At 57.0% G+C, this 17,540-nt stretch carries 19 protein-coding genes; all 19 read right to left on the reverse strand.

Features of this window, described 5'->3' with window-relative positions; all coding sequences use genetic code 11:
• Positions 1 to 9 precede the first annotated feature (9 nt).
• Positions 10 to 1,419 carry an NADPH-dependent glutamate synthase gene (gene gltA, locus G454_RS0115430; RefSeq protein ID WP_027719268.1) on the reverse strand — a complete coding sequence of 470 codons (1,410 nt, stop codon included), beginning with the start codon at positions 1,417 to 1,419 and terminating at the stop codon, positions 10 to 12.
• Positions 1,419 to 2,270 (reverse strand): sulfide/dihydroorotate dehydrogenase-like FAD/NAD-binding protein, encoded by an 852-nt coding sequence (locus G454_RS0115435; protein ID WP_027719269.1) that lies wholly within the window; start codon positions 2,268 to 2,270, stop codon positions 1,419 to 1,421. Before G454_RS0115435 ends, gltA begins: the two co-directional genes overlap by 1 nt.
• Before the next feature lie 139 nt (positions 2,271 to 2,409).
• Positions 2,410 to 2,844, reverse strand: a complete 435-nt coding sequence (gene nusB / locus G454_RS0115440) for a transcription antitermination factor NusB (protein WP_027719270.1) — start codon at positions 2,842 to 2,844, stop codon at positions 2,410 to 2,412.
• 31 nt (positions 2,845 to 2,875) lie between these two features.
• On the reverse strand, positions 2,876 to 3,094 hold the full coding sequence (locus G454_RS0115445) for a DUF2273 domain-containing protein (protein WP_027719271.1): 219 nt from the start codon (positions 3,092 to 3,094) through the stop codon (positions 2,876 to 2,878).
• A 17-nt stretch (positions 3,095 to 3,111) separates the two neighbouring features.
• Positions 3,112 to 3,642, reverse strand: coding sequence for an alkaline shock response membrane anchor protein AmaP (gene amaP, locus G454_RS0115450; protein ID WP_027719272.1), 531 nt, complete (start codon positions 3,640 to 3,642; stop codon positions 3,112 to 3,114).
• Positions 3,643 to 3,654: 12 nt separating this feature from the next.
• Positions 3,655 to 4,059 (reverse strand): Asp23/Gls24 family envelope stress response protein, encoded by a 405-nt coding sequence (locus tag G454_RS0115455; protein ID WP_027719273.1) that lies wholly within the window; start codon positions 4,057 to 4,059, stop codon positions 3,655 to 3,657.
• Positions 4,060 to 4,414: 355 nt separating this feature from the next.
• Positions 4,415 to 5,761, reverse strand: a complete 1,347-nt coding sequence (gene accC / locus G454_RS0115460) for an acetyl-CoA carboxylase biotin carboxylase subunit (RefSeq protein WP_027719274.1) — start codon at positions 5,759 to 5,761, stop codon at positions 4,415 to 4,417.
• A 19-nt stretch (positions 5,762 to 5,780) separates the two neighbouring features.
• The gene (accB, locus tag G454_RS0115465; RefSeq protein ID WP_027719275.1) at positions 5,781 to 6,293 is read right to left on the reverse strand and encodes an acetyl-CoA carboxylase biotin carboxyl carrier protein; all 513 of its coding nucleotides are present in this window, start codon (positions 6,291 to 6,293) and stop codon (positions 5,781 to 5,783) included.
• A gap of 247 nt (positions 6,294 to 6,540) precedes the next feature.
• The gene (locus tag G454_RS22965; RefSeq protein ID WP_084413552.1) at positions 6,541 to 6,894 is read right to left on the reverse strand and encodes a 4Fe-4S dicluster domain-containing protein; all 354 of its coding nucleotides are present in this window, start codon (positions 6,892 to 6,894) and stop codon (positions 6,541 to 6,543) included.
• Positions 6,895 to 6,914: 20 nt separating this feature from the next.
• Positions 6,915 to 9,242: an FAD-dependent oxidoreductase gene (locus G454_RS21140; protein ID WP_035108148.1), complete on the reverse strand. Its 2,328-nt coding sequence runs from the start codon at positions 9,240 to 9,242 to the stop codon at positions 6,915 to 6,917.
• A gap of 61 nt (positions 9,243 to 9,303) precedes the next feature.
• The gene (locus G454_RS19825; protein ID WP_035108149.1) at positions 9,304 to 9,627 is read right to left on the reverse strand and encodes a 4Fe-4S binding protein; all 324 of its coding nucleotides are present in this window, start codon (positions 9,625 to 9,627) and stop codon (positions 9,304 to 9,306) included.
• Between the two features lie 23 nt (positions 9,628 to 9,650).
• The gene (locus tag G454_RS0115475) at positions 9,651 to 11,408 is read right to left on the reverse strand and encodes an adenylyl-sulfate reductase subunit alpha (RefSeq protein WP_027719276.1); all 1,758 of its coding nucleotides are present in this window, start codon (positions 11,406 to 11,408) and stop codon (positions 9,651 to 9,653) included.
• 73 nt (positions 11,409 to 11,481) lie between these two features.
• A complete protein-coding gene (locus G454_RS19830; RefSeq protein ID WP_051276578.1) occupies positions 11,482 to 12,990 on the reverse strand; it encodes an SLC13 family permease in 1,509 nt (502 codons plus the stop codon).
• A 246-nt stretch (positions 12,991 to 13,236) separates the two neighbouring features.
• Positions 13,237 to 13,899: a Crp/Fnr family transcriptional regulator gene (locus G454_RS0115485; RefSeq protein WP_027719277.1), complete on the reverse strand. Its 663-nt coding sequence runs from the start codon at positions 13,897 to 13,899 to the stop codon at positions 13,237 to 13,239.
• A 227-nt stretch (positions 13,900 to 14,126) separates the two neighbouring features.
• Positions 14,127 to 14,690, reverse strand: coding sequence for a SpoIIIAH-like family protein (locus G454_RS0115490; protein ID WP_051276580.1), 564 nt, complete (start codon positions 14,688 to 14,690; stop codon positions 14,127 to 14,129).
• Complete coding sequence (locus G454_RS0115495; RefSeq protein ID WP_027719279.1) at positions 14,691 to 15,308, reverse strand: hypothetical protein; 618 nt, start codon at positions 15,306 to 15,308, stop codon at positions 14,691 to 14,693.
• Between the two features lie 19 nt (positions 15,309 to 15,327).
• Positions 15,328 to 15,966 carry a stage III sporulation protein AF gene (gene spoIIIAF / locus G454_RS0115500; RefSeq protein WP_027719280.1) on the reverse strand — a complete coding sequence of 213 codons (639 nt, stop codon included), beginning with the start codon at positions 15,964 to 15,966 and terminating at the stop codon, positions 15,328 to 15,330.
• 14 nt (positions 15,967 to 15,980) lie between these two features.
• Entirely contained in the window at positions 15,981 to 17,138 is a 1,158-nt protein-coding gene (gene spoIIIAE, locus G454_RS0115505) for a stage III sporulation protein AE (protein ID WP_027719281.1), read from the reverse strand.
• A 10-nt stretch (positions 17,139 to 17,148) separates the two neighbouring features.
• Entirely contained in the window at positions 17,149 to 17,535 is a 387-nt protein-coding gene (gene spoIIIAD / locus G454_RS0115510) for a stage III sporulation protein AD (protein ID WP_027719282.1), read from the reverse strand.
• Positions 17,536 to 17,540: the final 5 nt, after the last annotated feature.

The following is a 17,540-nucleotide window of genomic DNA, read 5'->3' on the forward strand; positions in this document are numbered from 1 at the left end:
AGAATGCCTTTAAGCCTTCTTGCTCATTAGGTAGGCGTGAATGGACCTGGCGGCAATGCGCCCGGCGCCCATGGCCAGGATGACCGTGGCCGCGCCGGTAACCACGTCGCCGCCGGCAAAGACGCCGGGCTTGGAGGTGGCTCCCGTCGCGGGGTCGGCCACGATGTTGCCTTTCTTGCCGATTTCCAGGCCTCTCGTGGTCCTGGGAACGAGCGGGTTGGGCGCCTGGCCGATGGCTACCACCACCGTATCCACTTCCATTATAAACTCGGAGCCGGGAATGGGCACCGGGCGGCGGCGGCCTGACTCATCCGGCTCGCCGAGCTCGTAGCGCAGGCACTCCATGCCCTTCACCCAGCCGTGTTCATCGGCCAGTATGCGCACGGGATTGGTAAGGAAGGCGAACTTGATGCCCTCTTCCTTGGCGTTTTCCACCTCTTCGTGGCGGGCGGGCATTTCCTTTTCTGTGCGCCGGTAGACAATCCAGGATTCTTCGGCACCCAGGCGCAGGGCGGTCCGGGCAGCGTCCATGGCCACGTTGCCCCCGCCAATGACGGCCACCTTTCGCCCCACCTTGATGGGCGTGTCCCATGCGGGGAAGAGGTAAGCTTTCATTAAATTGACGCGGGTGAGGAACTCGTTGGCGGAGTACACCCCGCAGGAGTTTTCCCCGGGTATGTTCATGAAGTAGGGCAGGCCGGCACCCGTGCCGATAAACACCGCGTCGTAGCCTTCTTCCTCCATCAGCTCGTCCACGGTGGCAAATTTGCCCACCACGGCGTTGGTGACAATCTCCACGCCCAGGTTCCTGAGGTTGTCTATTTCCGCCTGGACCACGCGCTTGGGGAGGCGGAACTCGGGAATGCCGTACATGAGCACGCCGCCCGGCACGTGCAGGGCCTCAAAGACCGTCACTTTGTGCCCCAGCTTGGCCAGGTCGGCGGCGCAGGTTAAGCCCGCCGGGCCCGAACCGACCACGGCCACCTTAAAACCGGTGGGCGGCGCCACTTCCTGGGGGAACACGCCGCGGGCAAGTTCCCAGTCGGCGCAGAAGCGCTCCAGCCGCCCGATGGCCACCGGCTCGTGTTTCTTGCCCAGCGTGCAGTATTTCTCGCACTGGTTTTCCTGCGGGCAGACCCGCCCGCACACAGCCGGGAGGGCGTTCTTTTCTTTGATCTTTTTAATGGCCCCCTCGAAATCCCGCTCGGCCACCATGCGTATAAAGGCCGGTATGTCCACCTCTACCGGGCAGCCCTGGCGGCAGGGCTCCTTCTTGCACTGCAGGCAGCGCTTGGCCTCCGCCACAGCCGTCTCCTCGTCGTAACCGAGGGCCACCTCGTTAAAGTTTCTTATCCGCTCCCGCGGGTCCTGCACGGGCATGGGATGCTTCTTGGGGATAATTTCCTTCTTCTCGGCCATCAGTTGCCACCTCCGCACTTGCACTGGCCGGTGTAAAGCTCCAGCGCCCGCTGCTCTTCCTGCCGGAAGGTGGCCGAGCGGCGGGCCAAAATATCCCAGTCGACCTGGTGCCCGTCAAATTCCGGCCCGTCCACACAAACAAACCTGGTCTGGCCACCCACGGTCACCCGGCAGCACCCGCACATCCCCGTACCGTCCACCATGAGGGAGTTCAGGCTGACAATGGTCTTTATGCCGTACTCCCCGGTCACCTTGCAGCAGGCCCGCATCATGGGCTGGGGGCCGATGGCCAGCACCAGGTTAATGTTCTCCTTCCCCCGCTGTTCGATAAGCTCCTTGAGGACGTCCGTAACAAAGCCTTTGCGCACGTAAGACCCATCGTCGGTGGTCACCAAAAGCTCATCGGACACTTCCCTCATGCGATCTTCCCAGAAGAGGAGTTCCTTGGTGCGGGCGCCGATGATGCTGATGACGTAGTTGCCGGCCTCTTTGAGGGCCCTGGCAATGGGGAAAACCGGCGCGATGCCCACGCCGCCGCCCACACAGACCACCGTGCCGAAGTTCTCGATGTGCGAGGGCGTTCCCAGGGGGCCCACGAAGTCCAGGATGTAGTCCCCGGCATTAAGCGTTCCCAGCAGCTTGGTGGTCTTACCTACTTCCTGAAAGACAATGGTAATGGTGCCCTTTTCCCGGTCAAAGTCGGCAATGGTTAGCGGGATGCGCTCCCCGTTTTCCTGCACCCTTAAAATAACAAACTGGCCAGCCTGGCATCTCCTGGCCACCCGGGGGGCTTCTACGACCATTTTCTTAATCACGGGCGAAAACACTTCTTTTTCTAGGATTTTAAACATCTCCTCCCGCTCCCCTCCCCTTGATAAAGTTTTTAAATTAAGCCTTGTTAAGGCAATAACTTTAACTAAGTTATTCGAGTTTTCTATGCGATTTCCTTCCGGAGGCAGGCTTTACGAACAAAAAGAAAATGAGGGCGCTTTACTTTCCCTCACCTTCAAACGCCGCGAGGAATCGGCCCGGGTCCTTGACCACCTGACCGAGGATGCCGTTAACAAAGCGGCTGGAGTCGTGCCCGCCAAAGGTCTTGGCCAGCTCCACCGCCTCGTTTACCGCCACGCTGTTGGGAATGTCCTCGCGGTGAAAGATTTCGTACAGGGCCAGGCGCATGATGTTGCGGTCCACCGCCGCCATGCGGTAGAGCGGCCAGTCGTGGCTTAAACCGGCAATTACCCGGTCCAGGGCCTCCCGGTGTGCGAGGGTGCCGAAAACCAGCTCCCGGGCAAAGGCCAGGTCTTTTTCCTCCACAAAGGTTACCTCCGGCAAGAAGGAGAAGGCCTCTTCGGGCGGCGCCCCTGTCAGGTCTACCTGGTAGAGGATCTGCAAAGCCACTTCCCTAGCGCGCCTCCTACCCATCGGGAAAGCCCCCCTAAACCAAGACGCAGCATTACTTTTCCTTGAAAAGGCGGGCAAGCAGCTCCCGCCAGTCCAACCGCTCGTCCAGCGACCTACCAACGATATAGCCGACAAGAACGCAGAGGGAGACAAAAAGGGCCTTCAGCACCCCGTAGGTAATGGCAAACCAACCGAAAACAAGCCCCAGGACGACTCCTATTATTTTGCCGCGGTGCCGCCCCCAGAACTCCGCCAGGTTGCCTGTTTCCATCGGCCGATACACCCCGTTTATTCCACCCGGGGCCTGCGGGCAGAAAAGCTCTTCACCGTAACGACCAGGTCCTCCACCACTACCCCGGTAACCTCTTTAATCCTGTTGCTCACCGCTTCCTGCACGCCGGCGGCCACTGCCGGCACGTTAACGTCCGAAGTTACGGCCAGCTCCAGCAAAATGCGTATGCCGCTCTTTCCCTGCTCCACCCGGGCAGCGGCCTCCCGCACGCCGCCCTGCGCCAGGGCCAGCTTTTCGGCCAGCTCCTTTATGGCCGCCAGGGCAATGCGTACCTGCCCCATGGCGGCCTCCTGCACGACCACCCGCGGGCGCCTTACCCTGACCGCCGCCCAGAAAAGGCGGGCGCCAACCAGCATCATCGCCCCCAGCACCAGCAAGGGGATCTCTGGTTCTTCCAATCCCGCGCGCAGCCACGCCCACAAGAGGTAGGGCGGCAGCGCCCCGGCCAGGCCGGCGGCCAGCACGCCCAAGCCCAGGGTAACGGCCAGCGCATAACACGCCAGGAGGCCGCGGTCAAATGGCCCCATAGCCAAAACCTCCTACCGCACCCGCTGTTCTTCCTTTCCCTCCTGCGGGAAAGCCACTCCCTGCACGTTTACATTGACCTCCACCACCGAGAGGCCGGTCATGGCCTCTACGGCCTTCTTTACGTTCTCCTGTATCTGCAGGGCCACGTCGGGGATGCGCGTGCCGTAATCCACGATCACAAACAGATCCACCGCCGCTTCCTTTTCCCCCACCTCCACCTTGACGCCCTTGGAAAGGTTTTTCCTGCCCAGCATTTCCACGATGCCGCCCACCACGCCGCCGCTCATACCGGCCACGCCCGGCACCTCCGTGGCGGCCAGGCCCGCAATCACCCGCACCACTTCGTCGGCAATGCGGATGGAACCGAGGCTTGTCTGCTCCTCCCGCACGACCGTTTCCTTACCGGCCTGTTCCACCGCGCTTTGCTCCTCCTCCTGTCATAATTTGCCTTGCACGATTATATCAGAACCACTGGGCGGGCGCAACCGCATAAAAGGTTCAGGTCTCCCCACCTTTTTTCCTGGCGTGACTTAGCTCCCGCTCGCTTCATGAGCTTCGCGGGCCAAACTAACGCTCAATTTTCGGGCTCCGGCGGGGTCCCCGGCTCATTCGGCTTCCTTGCCTCACGAGCCGGCCTCGGCCATCCAAGGCCTCGGCCCCGCCTTCGCCCTCAATTTCGCTAAGTTTGGCTTTCCGCTCAGCTCAAGTCGCTCGCTTTCGAGCTAAATCACGCCCTTAAAACTGGGGATCACTCAGCATAAAAGGCGGGCCCTAGCCCGCCAAGATACGTCTCTGGATAAAGTTTGTGTAGACTTCGCCGCGGCGGAAAAAGGCGTTTCCCAGGACCCGCCGGTGAAAGGGAATGGTGGTCTTGACGCCTTCCACCACGAACTCGGCCAGGGCCCGCTGCATGCGTGCTATGGCTTCCTCGCGGTCCCTACCCCAAGCAATTAGCTTGGCAATTAAGGAATCGTAATAGGGGGAAATCTGCCATCCCGCATAGGCCGCGCTGTCCAGGCGGATCCCCGGGCCGCCGGGCGGGAGGTAAGCGGTGATTGCTCCCGGTGAGGGGGCAAAGTTCTGGTCCGGGTCCTCGGCGTTAATGCGGCACTCGATGGCCCACCCCCTGATGCATATGTCATCCTGCGTGTAACCCAGGGCTTCCCCGGCGGCCAGGCGGATCTGTTCCTTGACCAGGTCGATGCCGGTAACCATCTCGGTTACCGGGTGCTCCACCTGGATGCGGGTGTTCATCTCGATGAAATAAAAGTTGCCGTGCTTGTCCAGGAGGAACTCCACCGTGCCGGCGTTGTGGTAGCCTATGGCCCTGGCCAGCTTCAGGGCTGCCTCCCCCATCTTTTGGCGCAGTTCCGGGGAAAGCGCCACGGAAGGCGACTCCTCGATGAGCTTTTGATTTCGCCTCTGCACGGAGCAGTCCCGCTCGCCGAGGTGAACCAGGTTGCCGTACCTGTCGCCGAGGATCTGGAATTCAATATGCCGCGGCTCTTCTAAATACCTCTCCAGGTAGACCATACCGTTGCCGAAGGTGGCCTGGGCCTCCGACCTTGCCGCCTCCAGGGCCCGCGCCAGGTCCTCGGGACCCTGGGCCACCCTCATCCCCCTGCCGCCGCCGCCGGCGGCGGCCTTCACGATTACCGGATAACCGATCTGGCCGGCCACCTCCAGGGCTTCCTGCACGTCGGCAAGCGGCCCCGGGGAACCGGGAACCACAGGCACGCCCGCCCGCTGGGCCATCTCCCGGGCCAGGGCCTTGTCCCCCATCTTTTCAATGGCCTCCGCCGAGGGGCCGATAAAGGTGAGGCCGCAGCTCTCGCAGATACCGGCAAAGGTGGCGTTTTCCGCCAGAAAACCATAGCCGGGGTGGACAGCGTCCGCCCCGGAAACTATGGCCGCGCTGATGATGTTGGTGAGGTTCAGGTAGCTCTTGGTCGGCGGCGGGGGCCCTATGCACACGGCCTGGTCGGCCATACGCACCGGCAGGCTCTCCCGGTCCTCCTCGGAGTAGACCACTACCGTCTTGATGCCCATCTCCCGGCAGGCCCTGATGATCCTGACGGCAATTTCCCCCCGGTTGGCAATGAGTATTTTTTTAAACATTGCTCCTTCACCCTGCTGGCTACATTTTCTGGATGAGGAAAAGCTCCTGGCCGTACTCCACTACTTGCCCGTTCTCCACCAGGATATCCACTATTCTCCCGGAAAACTCCGACTCAATTTCGTTCATCATTTTCATGGCCTCGATAATGCAGAGGACCTGGCCCTTTTGCACCACATCCCCCACCTGGACGAAGGGCGGCGCGTCGGGAGCAGGCGCGCGGTAGAAGGTGCCCACCAGGGGCGACCTGACGGAGAGCAGGCCGTTAGTTCCGTTTTGCGCCTCCGGTTTCGCCGCCCCGGGCACGCACAGTTCCTTAACCTCTTCTTGCGACAGGCAGGAGGGGGAAAGGAACTCTCCTATTTCCACCAGGCCGTCCATGCTGGTGTCCAGGGTTATATCCGCCTTTTTCCCGGCCGAACCGGAGGCAGACTTGCGAATGGCCACTTTGACCCCCGCAGCCTCCAGAGATAGCTCCGCTATGGCGCTCTGGTCAACTAGCTTGATTAACTCCTTTATTTCCTGCAGGTTCATCTCCTTTTCCCCCTTCGGGCTTTTTTCGCCGTTGCTTGCGTCCTTTTGCTCCAGAATGTATTCTAACCAGTTTTACCCTCCCCTAACCCGAAACATTGCAAGATCGCAATTATACCAGCTATGCCTCATTATATAAAAACCGGGCGCATCCCTGAAATAGGCCAAACGAAAGTATACAATATATCTGTTTGTAACTCCCTTTTACAAGCTAAAGCCTCCCCCAAAAGGGGAGGCTCCATTGACTCGGTTACATAATCAGGCGCATTAAGTGCTCGGGGAAGCGAGCTTGGGGGTGCCTTGCTGCTAAGCGGCGAAGCCGCACCACTGCCTTGGACACATCAAGCCCTTGGGGACAAGACCAAGTACACCGCCGGCAACCGATACACGCCCAGAGAAATCGGGAAGTTAGCACTTCGTCTAGTCGACCTAACTGTAACAAACGGAATGCGCGCGCAGGCGAAAGATCTCGGAGACGAGCAAGGCAGGCACCGCCACACCGTCCGCAGTTGGTACAACTCCGGGCGGTATGGAGAATAACTGGATCAAGCCATTTCAGACCCTGAAGAGTAATTTCCCTGAGGAGGGTGGAGTTCCTTTGCATAGGTGTACCTCCGGAAAAACTCACTCCTTAAAGGGATTGGGACCCAATTTTTGAAGTTGCTGAACAAATCTCTTAATTGCTGCCACCAAACTATGCCCATCCTCGATACCAGCGTTGAGCACCTGTACCCGTTGGGGTTCCACCAGCATACTCTTTAAGGTGTCGCGCAAATTATTGATCCGTGATTCGGCCAGAGAGGTGCCACGTCCAAAATGGCACTCCGTCGTTCGGCAACCTGCAACCAATACACCGTCAATCCCGTTGAGCAAAGCGTCATTGATCCAACCTACATTCACTGCGCCAGCACAGGGAACCCTAACCGTCAGAATATTAGCACCGTAGCTCACTCCCTGGACCCCAGCCCGATCCAGTGCCCGGTAAGCATCGTTGGCACACAAAAAGGCCAGCACGCATGGTTGCTCTCCCATGCTACCTGTGTCTACCGCTTCTATAAGTCCGGCAACCTCCCGGGAACTGAACCCGGGTAGATATATACACCTCAAGGGGCATCCACCTTGACAAATACCACAGCCACGGCACGCCAGCGGGTTTACCGATGGGTAACCATCCGCACCAAAACTTAGGGCACCGTAAGGGCACTCCTCAACACAACGCCCGCACCGGTCGCACTTGTGCCGCTCCACTACCGGTGGAAACACTGTTGGCTGGTTTTGAACGGTGGCCAGGCATTCCGCTGCCGCTGCCAGAGCGCTTTTGACGCTTGTGCTTACATCCATCGGTTCCTGAGCGCAACCGGCTACGAAAATGCCCGCGCGACGCACCTCCATGGGTGAACAGGGCAAGTGGCCGGTAACGAAGCCGGTTGTGTCCCTTTCCAGGCGGTCGAAAGCCGGAACGGTACCGGGCACCATGCCGACAGCCAGTACCACCAGATCAACTCGTACTGCTACTTGCGAACCGCTTAAAGTATCTTCGCCCGTTACTATCAGTTCTTCTTTAACAGAGTCCCATTCAACCGCATAAGGGTTACCACGGATAAAAACGGCCCCGTGTTCTTCCCTAGCCCGGCGGTAAAGTTCCTCCAGATTACCCGGAGTACGGATGTCCATATAAAAAACAAAAACGTCAACATCCGGATCCATGGTATGCACGTAATTTATTTGTTTTAATGTGGCCGCGCAGCATACACCGGAACAATATGCCAAGTGCTGTTTATCGCGGCTCCCGGCACACTGGATAAAGGCCACCCGCCGTACGGACCTTTTGTCGTAAGGCCGGATTAACTGTCCACCAGTTGGCCCGTCAGGGCGAGCCATACACTCCATCTCCACACTGGTGATTACTCCAGGCAAACGCCCATAGCCGTAATTGTTAAGCCGTATGGCATCGTAAGGCTCCCAACCGGTAGCCAGAATTATAGCGTCCACCTCAATGTTAATCCTGCTTTCCTCTTGGTCTAAGTCAATGGCTTCTGCCGGGCAAACCTCCGCGCACCGGCCACAGGACTTACCACGGCAAAGTTGACGATCGATGGCATAGATAAGGGGATAGGGAAATGGCCCTGGACCTTCAATAGCCCGACGTTTGCCTATTGGCAATGACGGGGAGTACGGCACCTCCACCGGGCAAACTTCAATGCAAGCACCACATCCCGTGCAGGTATCCTTGACGCAACGCGGGCGTTTCAATAGTTCCACCGTAAAGTTACCGGTGTTACCGCGAACATCGATTACCTCGGTCAAGGTATGCACCGTTACCCGTCCCGTAGCCAGCAAACGCCCTACCAGGACTTCCAGCCCGCACCGGGGCGAGCAAAAGCGCGGGTAGTAGCGGTATAACTGGGCGACCTTGCCACCCAGGTAGGGGGACTTTTCAACCAGCGTTACGTTAACTCCAGCCCGGGCTAGGTTCTCCGCCGCGGTTAAACCGGCAATACCTCCCCCAACTACCAGTACAGAACGAGTTGTTGAAGATGTAACCGGCTCAAAGGATTCCGCCGGGCGTATCCGCCCTACGGCCATTTTAAGTAAATTCCGAGCCTTTACCGTCGCCAGCGCCGGCTGGTCATGGTGGGCCTTGGCGCACTGTTCCCTTAGGTTACAACGTTCCAGTAAATGCTCTTGCAAGCCCAATTGGCGCACTAGGCGAAGAAAGGTATCTTGATGGACACCCGGTGAACATGCCCCTATTACTAAACGGTCTACACGACCCTGGCGCACATCTTCAGCCATTAATTCCAGGCCATCAGCGCTGCATAAGGCAGGATGATGGATGCTGGCAGTAACACCTTTCCACTTGCCTGCCTGTTGAGACAGCTTTTCCAGGTCAACAATCTTGCTAATCTCACCGTAACAATGGCACAGATATATACCGATTTTTGGTGGCACCGTGTTCCCCCCTAATTGAAATTGCCGTGGGGCCGGCAATGAACAGCCGGCCCCATAAGCCTTAGTCGTTTCTGGTTTTAAAGGTGAAGCGTTCTACATTACCGTGAATATCCACCACGGTCCAACTAATCTTATTGCTTCCCACCAACGGAATAAGCTTTGCCGGGTAATAACCCAACTGGTAGGGTAGGCGGGTTTCAATGGCCCCGTGGGGGCAGGCTTTCACACAGGACATGCAATCCCAGCAGTCACGAGCTGAGCGGCAGTAGGCTTTCCCGGTATTTTCATCTAAAACCATCAGATCTCCAGGACAAATCTGCACGCAAAGTGGTTCGCTTTCGGCACGGCAACCATCGCATTTCTGGGGATTAACCTTAGGTGGCACGAGCAATCAACCTCCTCTCGGACTTATGGGCGGTAGCGATCTCCTGGTACTATTTGCTCGTAGGGCCGGGTAAACACCTCTATCTTACCGGTTTTTGGATCGCGCCGGGAGTTCACAAAGCAGTCAAATCGGCTGTCGTCCCGCTCGGGAAAGTCCACTCTGTTCTGCCAACCCGGCCAACGGGTTTCCTCCCGGAACAACAGGTGATGTACCAGTACTTCAGCTACATCCAGCCGGTCAATTACTTCGTGAGCTTCCATTAACTCGTGTAAATCACGAGCAATAAGATATTTGGTTTGGTCCTTTAAAATAGCCAGATGTTTTAAGGCATATTCCAGCCGCTCCCGGTTCATCCGGTAAAACTGGTGTACCCCGCCCGCATACTCATCCATTAGCCGCTGGAGGCGTTCTTCCATTTCGCGGGGGGTAATGCCATCTCCCTCCCTGGCCTGCCTGATGGCTGGTGCATAAACCCGTGCCTTTTCTGCTGCTACAAGAGACTCATCGACTTGGCCCTTGTCTTCCAGGGATTCGAGGTATTCGATAGCTCCCCGGGCTGCCAATATTCCTTCAGCGGCGCAACCGCCGACAAATTTGTTCGGCACGCCACCGGCCACATCGCCGCAGGCAAAAAGACCGGGCAAGGTGGTAGCGCGCTTGACGTCAATCCAGTACCCGCTGGCCGTATGGCCTCCCACGATGTAAGGATCGCTGCCGTAAACCTCAATGGGCTCCTTGGTAATGTCCTGCCCGCGGGCAGCCAGGAAGAGCACAAAGCTGGGGCGCTCGTTCAGGTAGTCGATTTTAAGGTTCTTAACCTGTTCCGGAGTCATATGACGGGTATCCACGTAGCAGGGACCCCTGCCGGCCAGCCACTCTTCCATTGGTGCGTTGGCCCGCACAAAACGAGGAGCAGCATCCCCGCCCATGTGGGCGTACCGCTCGGCTAAAATTTTCTCCCCTTTTGCGTTAATCATGGGCGCCTTGTAACCCACGGAAATTGTGTCGATAGGCCCGTTGAAGTCTTTCGTACGCACAGCGCACCAGCGCATTTCAAAGGTGGTCATCTCCGCACCGGCCCGAATGCCCATGGCATAGCCGGTACCTACGTTGAAGGGACAGTACCAAATCTGGTGGTGACAATCATTGCCGTCGTTGGTGTAAGGCTTGTACAGTCCAGCTGCTCCCCCTGTGGCTACGATGGTCGCTCCAGCCTTGATAATATAGAACTTGCCGTCCCGAACACCAAACCCCATAGCACCAACAACGCGATCGCCATCGAGAAGGTAATTAGTGGCTACCACCCGGTTTAAAACCTCGCAACCGTATTCCCGTACTTTTTCGGCCAGGATCACCTTCATCTCCGAACCTTGGATAGCAATATCCCAGCGACCCCGGGCCAGATATTCTCCGTTTTCGTCCTTTTTAATGGGCAGGCCCCACTCTTCCCATTCTTCAATAGCCTGATTTAACAATTCAGCCATGGTAATGGTGAGGTCCTCTCGCAGGAGTCCCCCCGCTTGGGCACGGCTCCAGCGAACAAAACTTTCTATGGTTTCGTTCTTCTTAATATAAGTATTGATGGCATCCATGCCCGCGGCCAGGCAGCCGCTACGATCGATGTGGGCCTTTTCCATCAAGGTAACCCTCAGATCGGGACGGCGACGTTTGGCCTCAATGGCAGCATAACATCCCGCGTTGCCAGCACCAATGATTAAAATGTCGGTCTCGATCCTTACTTCGGCCACATCTTCAAGTTTTGTTGGTAGCTTTGCAGGCATATTCTAAAACCTCCCTAAGTTAATCTTTACTTTAAAGTAGCTACGACTGCGTACAACTTAAGCCATGCTTTAATCACCTCCATGTAACATATCCTCCCCAAACAGGTAAGCCGTTAACAGCATACCAGGGCATCATGATTAACACAAAGTAAAGGAGAGTTGCTACCATAACAGGTATTCCGACTTTAGCGTAGGTCTTTGTATCAAAAGTGCCCGTACCGTAAGCAATCACACAGGCAGTTACTTGTGTTGGCACGATGAAGGAGAAGGTATCAAAGTTACCTACCAACAGAGTAAAAGCAACAGGATTTAAGTTAAGCGTTTTGGCTAGGGATAACACTATAGGCGCCAGCATGGCAACTGCAGCCACGTTGCTGAGCATAAATATCCTGACAAGTGCGGTGAACACGATAAAACCGACTACGATGACCAGGAAATGTTGCCCCTTAAAGACAGGCCCTGCCAAATCAGCAATCCACTTCGCTAGGCCCGTATCGCTGATGGCATTAGCCAAAGAGAGTGCCCCGGCTAGCAAAAGCCACGTTCCCCAAATGGTCTTGTTTTGTAACGTTTTCCATGGTGTGGGCAACAATCCAGGGGCAAAGAAAACTCCCAGGGCAATTAAAGTGGCCAAACCGGTTTTTATCTTGTGCTGGGGTTCTGTGATCCAAAGCATCACCGCAACAGCAAAGACTGCCAGCACAAGCCACTCTACCAAGCTCATCTTACCTAGAACCTTTTTCTCGGCCTGAATTAAATCAGTTCCGCCGGGCACCGAAATTCCGCCCACATTCAACTGCTTCCTAATGATTAGGAACATGATAGGCAACAGACCCAAAATAGGCCAGTGTAACCAGAACCACTTGGCATAACTCAACTGGTAGCCCAGCTCTTTTTCAAACAAACCGGCCATTATAACGTTGGGCATGTGGGCAGTTAGAAGCAGGATTCCACCAACCATGGGGAAATAGCACAGGCCAGTTATGGCCAGCGCTCCCCTAGCCCTTCTGCCTTCAGGGGTATCCTCAAAGAGATCCATGATGCCTCTTACAATGGGGAGGAGTACGGCTGATCTGGAAACCGCCGCAGGAATGATGATGCTTAAAGCAATATTTACAGTCATTAATCCCTTGATTACCTGGTCAACTTGTGGCTTCACCCTGCTCAATACTGCCAGGGCAATCCTTCTATCGAGACCAGTACTCTGCATGATCGCGGCAAAAATGAAGGAACCCAGTACTAAAAACGAGACATCTTGAGTGAAACCGCTAAAGGCCTGGGGAATTTTTTCCTGTGCACGAGTTAATACCAAAAGGAGCGGGATTAGTAGTCCCGTTATACCTACTGGCATGGCTTCGGTAATCCACATAATGACAGCCCAAACGGCAACCGCAGCCGCTGCCAATCCCGCGGGCTTTAGCCCCGGTGGAACGGGTAAAGAGAGGATGGCGAAAAAGGCTATCCACGCTACCAAAAAACCCGGGAAGACAGTGTTAGGATCCAACCCAGCCTTTCTGGCATTTTCGACCATAAACCCGGGTACAAACCGTACATACCACTTGAGTTCGCCGTTACCCTGCATAAACTCGCCTCCGCTTTTCCCGGTGAAATTTACTTTTCAATTCTTACTTCTTTTTACATTTGTTGTTGTTAATTTTTCCTTAGCCGAAATAGAGCTCTCACTTCCCTTCACCAGTTATTTAGCATTTGCTTATAGTAAACTTAACAGAAACTTTTAAGTTGTGCAGTTTCTTGCCTTACCGAAGAACTGTTATTTTGCTTACAAAAAAATAAAGCCCAGTTAAAACTGGGCATTATTTATGTAAGCTTACTCTATCCATCTCCGTAATTTTTCGGGTCGAACTGCCCTAATTTCACGTCCTTCCACAACAATGGCTCCTTCTTGTTTGAATGTGTTTATAATGGTAGTAACTGTGGGGCGAGAAGTACCAATCATGCATGCGATTTCTTCATGAGTAAGGCGGAGGTTGATTTCTACCAGTTCCTTTTTTCCTGTTGTTCCTGTGCGCTCGGCCAGTTTAAGAAGCAGAAGAGCCAGCCGTCCTGCTACTGGCCATGAAACAATCTCACATATAATGCTCTGGGCCTCCCGGAGCCTCATCCCCAAAATTTGCCCTACTTTCACGGCTAGAGTTGGTTTTGAGGTAAGGAGTTTGAGAAAGTCATCCCTTTTAAACAATAGTAAATTTACATCCTCCACGGCCTCAGCAAAACAGATACGGTCCGCGCCGCACAAGGCCTCCGCCAAGCCAAAAAATTCTCCGGGATGACGTAAAGCCACAGTAATTTTTCGGCCGTCCCCGGCCAGGTAGTAAATTTTAACTAGCCCTTCTTGAATAAAATAAACCCGGTCCGCACTTTCCCCTGAGGAAAAAATTAATTGGCCTCGGGGATAGCTAATGGCTGTACCATGACCCTTCAACTGCTCTTTTATCTGCTCATCCTCTAATCCTGTTTTTTTCACCTTCATGAACCCTTCTCCCCCACCATATAATGTCAAGTAACTGACGAATTATTTGCAAGTTATCGGACACCTCTGCCTTCTTTCTTGTGATAAAATGCTTATGGCATCTGCCGAAGCTTTTCCCGGTGAGAGATTGCATGTTGCTTACTCCTAGATATTGTAACACTTTTTGTCCTTTTACGCTTCATGGAAATTTTTAGGGAGCACCAATTAAGGTTGCTCCCTATTTTTAACTACGACCGGGGAATGATGACCACATTTTGCTCGGGCACGCCGGTGCTCCGGGAGATCAGCTCGGCAATGCGCCTGGCCTCCTCGGAAGTTATGTGCGCTGCCCGCACCACCACCGTCGCGCCCTTGCCGTCCAGGTAAACGGCGGCGTCCTTGAAGCCCTTGGCGCGGATGAGGTTTTCCACTTCCACCTCCTGCGCCATGCCTTGCGAGAGGGCCAGGAGCTTCTCCTGGGCGGCCTTCCTTGCCTCGGCAGAGGACTGCGGGTTGTTGATGACTTCCCGCAGCACTTCCACCTGCCGGCTGCGGGCCCGCTCGCGGTCCAGGCGGTAGTCCACAAAGAAAGCTATCTCCTCTTTATCCGGGGCCTCCCTTGCCTGGGGGCCTTCCGGGGGCAGGGCGGGGCGCTCAACGCTCTGCGTCAGGCCGGCAGCCGGCGCATCACCCTCCCCACGGTGCTTGCCCGCCTCCGGCCAGCCCTGCCAGCCTGCCCACAGCAAGGCTAAGCCCAGCAGGGCCCAGAGGCCGGCCAGCAAAAAGCGCTTCCTGATGAGGACGGTACGCACCTATATTTCCCCCCTTTCCCGCGGCAAAACCATCACCTTGTGGGGCTCGATCCCCAGGGCCACCTGTACGGCCCGGAAGAGACGGTCCTTGACCACCGGGTCGCGGGCGCCGTCGGCCACCACCAGCACCCCGGCTATGCGCGCGGCCACCTCCTGCTTGACCACCGGCTTTTCGCCCTGCCCGGTGCGGAAGAGCACCAGCTGGTCGCTGCTGGTGTTCTCACTGGTCACCCTGGTCCCCCCGGCCTGGTCTTTTTCCTGCGTGGTTTTATGGCTGGTGGTGGTATTGACGGCGTACTCTTCCAGATTGGAGCTAGCCAGGCGCACCGTCACCTTCACCCGCCCTGCCCCCTCTACCTGGCCGAGCATCTCCCGCAGCTTTTCTTCAATGGCGGCCTCCTGGTGGGCCATGGTAAGCTCCTGGTGCTCCAGCCGGGGCTCGCCGGCGGCCTGCCCATTTTTTGCCTGCGGCCCCTTTAGCGGCACCAGGTGCCCCAGCAGTAAGAGCAAAACCCCCAGCGCCGCCAGGCCGCCCAGGAAAATCGCCTGCTGGCGCTGTTTCTTGGGCGGAAGCCCCCCCTCACCGGAGCCCCCCCAGAACCTTTCCCAGAAAGACATGTGCCCGCCCTCCTTTATGTCACGGCATTTCTACCCTTACCTTGATCTGCGAGGGGTTAAGATTGTAAAAATTGCCCAGTATACGTGTCACCCGCTCCACGGCCTCTTGCATCTCTGGTGGCAGCCCTTCCCCCGCGCCCCCACCCGGCTCTTGCCCGGGCTGCTCCATCCTGACGGTGACCGGCTCCACCGTCCGGTAAGGGGGCGCTTTTCCTGCCGGGGCAAGCAAGAGGCTGACCTCCCTTATCTGGCCGAAATGCTTGTCCTGCACACGGTCGTAAATCTCCACCTGTACCTCCTTTACCTCCACGTTGCCCCCCATGCCGGCCAGGGCGGAAATCTGGCGGGCGAGGCCGCGCCGGTACTCCTCCAGTGCCCTTTCCTGCTGCAGGGCCTGTAGCTCCTTGCCCGCGGCCATAATTTCCGGCAGCTTCGCGCTCCCCGGAGGCTGAACGGAAAGGGCCGGTTCGGGGAGCACTTCCTGCCACTCCCTCTTCACCAGTCCACCGATGGCCTGCAGCACGGCCACCACAATGAGCAGGCCCACCACCAGCCGCACGTAACGCCTCATCTCGTTCTGGGGCAAGAACATTTCCAGGAAAACCCCCAGCACCACAACCACCACCAGGTTTTGCACCAGACGCTGGACCTGTTCCACCGCCTCCCTCCCTCCTAGCGAAGCATCACGGTGAGATTGCCCACCCCGATGAGGATGGCCAGGGCAAAAAAGAAGAGCAGTCCCAAGGTAGCCACCGCGGCAAAAACAACCATCACACTGTTGCCCAGGTCGGAAAGGCAGTCGGCAACCTGGGCATCGCCCACAGGCTGGATGAGGGCCCCCGCCAGCTTGAATATGAAGGCCAGGGAAATGAGCTTGAGCATGGGAGCAATGATTATGGCCCCTGCGGCCAGCATTCCGGCCACACCAAGGGCATTTTTAATCAGGAGGGAAGTGCTCACCACCGCTTCCAGGGCGTCGGAAAACATGCGGCCCACAATGGGCACGAAGGCATCCAGGGAGAACTTGGCCACCCGCAGGGCCAGCCCGTCCCCCACCGCTCCGGCCACCCCCTGCACGGCCAGGAGACCCAGGAAGACGGTCCCCGACATGCCCAGCACCCAGAGGGTTGCCGTGCGCAGCAGGCCGGCCAGGTTCGACACTTTAAATTGCGGGGAAAGGTGGCCGGCCAGGGTGAGCACCGCTGCAAGGAAAATGAGGGGAAGGGCGACGTTCTTAATCAGCGTGCCGATAAAGGTCACCCCGACAATAATCACGGGGTGAAAGAGGGCCGCCGAAGTCATGTTGCCCAGGGCCACCAGCAGGGTGAGCATTATCGGCAAAAGGGCCTGCATGAAGCCGACCATCTTATCCACGGCTTCCCGGCCCACCTGCACGGCCAGGGCGAAAGGCCCTATGGCCATGGCTACCAGGGAGAGGTAGGCTACGGCATGGGTGAGCTGCCCGGCGGTCCCCTTCTCGAAAGCCGCCGTGAGGGCCTGCAAAACGGCACAAATGATGGCCAGGAGGACCAGCTTGCCGAGAAGGGAGGCGTTGGCCATTACCTCGCGGAAAACGCAGGAGGCGAGGTGGTACAAGACATCCGCCGGGGTGGCATGCAGTTCCCCGCGGACCAGCTTTACCACCAGCTCTTTAAACTGAAACCCCGGCAGGGCTTTTCTCACCTCCTCATCCAGGGAGTTCAGGTAACCCTCCACGCCGGCCAGATCCACCGCCTCTTTAAATGCCGCCCCCTGCTGCGCCCCGGCCGGAAGGGAGCAGAACAGCCACAGTGCGCCGGCCACCAGGAGGCACCATATCGCGCGCCCCATTCCCACCACCTCAGGGCAAAAGCTTCAGCAGGGACTGCAAGAGGGCCATGACAATGGGCACGGCCAGAACCAGGATGAGTATCTTGGCCGCAAACTCTATTTTGCTGGCCACCGCCCCTTCGCCGGCATCGCGGCATATTTGCGCCCCGAAGTCGGCTATATAGGCAATGGCCACTATTTTGAGCACGGTCGCCAGGTACACCATGTTCAGGCTGGCCCGGCTGGCCATTTCCTTTAAAAGTTCCACGACCGCCCCGATCTTCCCCAGGACCATAAAGAAAAGGATAAGGCCTACGGCAATGCTTAAAAGCATGGCCATCTCCGGCTTGTTATGCCTTATGGTCACTGCCAGCACGGCGGCCACCACTCCCAGGCCCACAATTTGTACAATCTCCACATTCT

The sequence above is a fragment of the Desulfovirgula thermocuniculi DSM 16036 genome (assembly GCF_000429345.1).
GTDB classification, from domain to species: domain Bacteria; phylum Bacillota; class Desulfotomaculia; order Desulfotomaculales; family Desulfovirgulaceae; genus Desulfovirgula; species Desulfovirgula thermocuniculi.

Coding starts and splice junctions, on each gene's coding strand:
- nusB (WP_027719270.1), bottom strand. CDS start 2,844: ATGGGTAGGAGGCGCGCTAGGGAAGTGGCTTTGCAGATCCTCTACCAG.
- G454_RS0115495 (WP_027719279.1), bottom strand. CDS start 15,308: ATGTCTTTCTGGGAAAGGTTCTGGGGGGGCTCCGGTGAGGGGGGGCTT.
- spoIIIAE (WP_027719281.1), bottom strand. CDS start 17,138: ATGGGGCGCGCGATATGGTGCCTCCTGGTGGCCGGCGCACTGTGGCTG.
- G454_RS0115445 (WP_027719271.1), bottom strand. CDS start 3,094: ATGGAAACAGGCAACCTGGCGGAGTTCTGGGGGCGGCACCGCGGCAAA.
- amaP (WP_027719272.1), bottom strand. CDS start 3,642: ATGGGGCCATTTGACCGCGGCCTCCTGGCGTGTTATGCGCTGGCCGTT.
- G454_RS22965 (WP_084413552.1), bottom strand. CDS start 6,894: ATGCAAAGGAACTCCACCCTCCTCAGGGAAATTACTCTTCAGGGTCTG.
- G454_RS0115475 (WP_027719276.1), bottom strand. CDS start 11,408: ATGCCTGCAAAGCTACCAACAAAACTTGAAGATGTGGCCGAAGTAAGG.
- G454_RS0115435 (WP_027719269.1), bottom strand. CDS start 2,270: ATGTTTAAAATCCTAGAAAAAGAAGTGTTTTCGCCCGTGATTAAGAAA.
- G454_RS19830 (WP_051276578.1), bottom strand. CDS start 12,990: ATGCAGGGTAACGGCGAACTCAAGTGGTATGTACGGTTTGTACCCGGG.
- gltA (WP_027719268.1), bottom strand. CDS start 1,419: ATGGCCGAGAAGAAGGAAATTATCCCCAAGAAGCATCCCATGCCCGTG.
- accC (WP_027719274.1), bottom strand. CDS start 5,761: ATGTTTAAAAAAATACTCATTGCCAACCGGGGGGAAATTGCCGTCAGG.
- G454_RS0115485 (WP_027719277.1), bottom strand. CDS start 13,899: ATGAAGGTGAAAAAAACAGGATTAGAGGATGAGCAGATAAAAGAGCAG.
- accB (WP_027719275.1), bottom strand. CDS start 6,293: ATGAACCTGCAGGAAATAAAGGAGTTAATCAAGCTAGTTGACCAGAGC.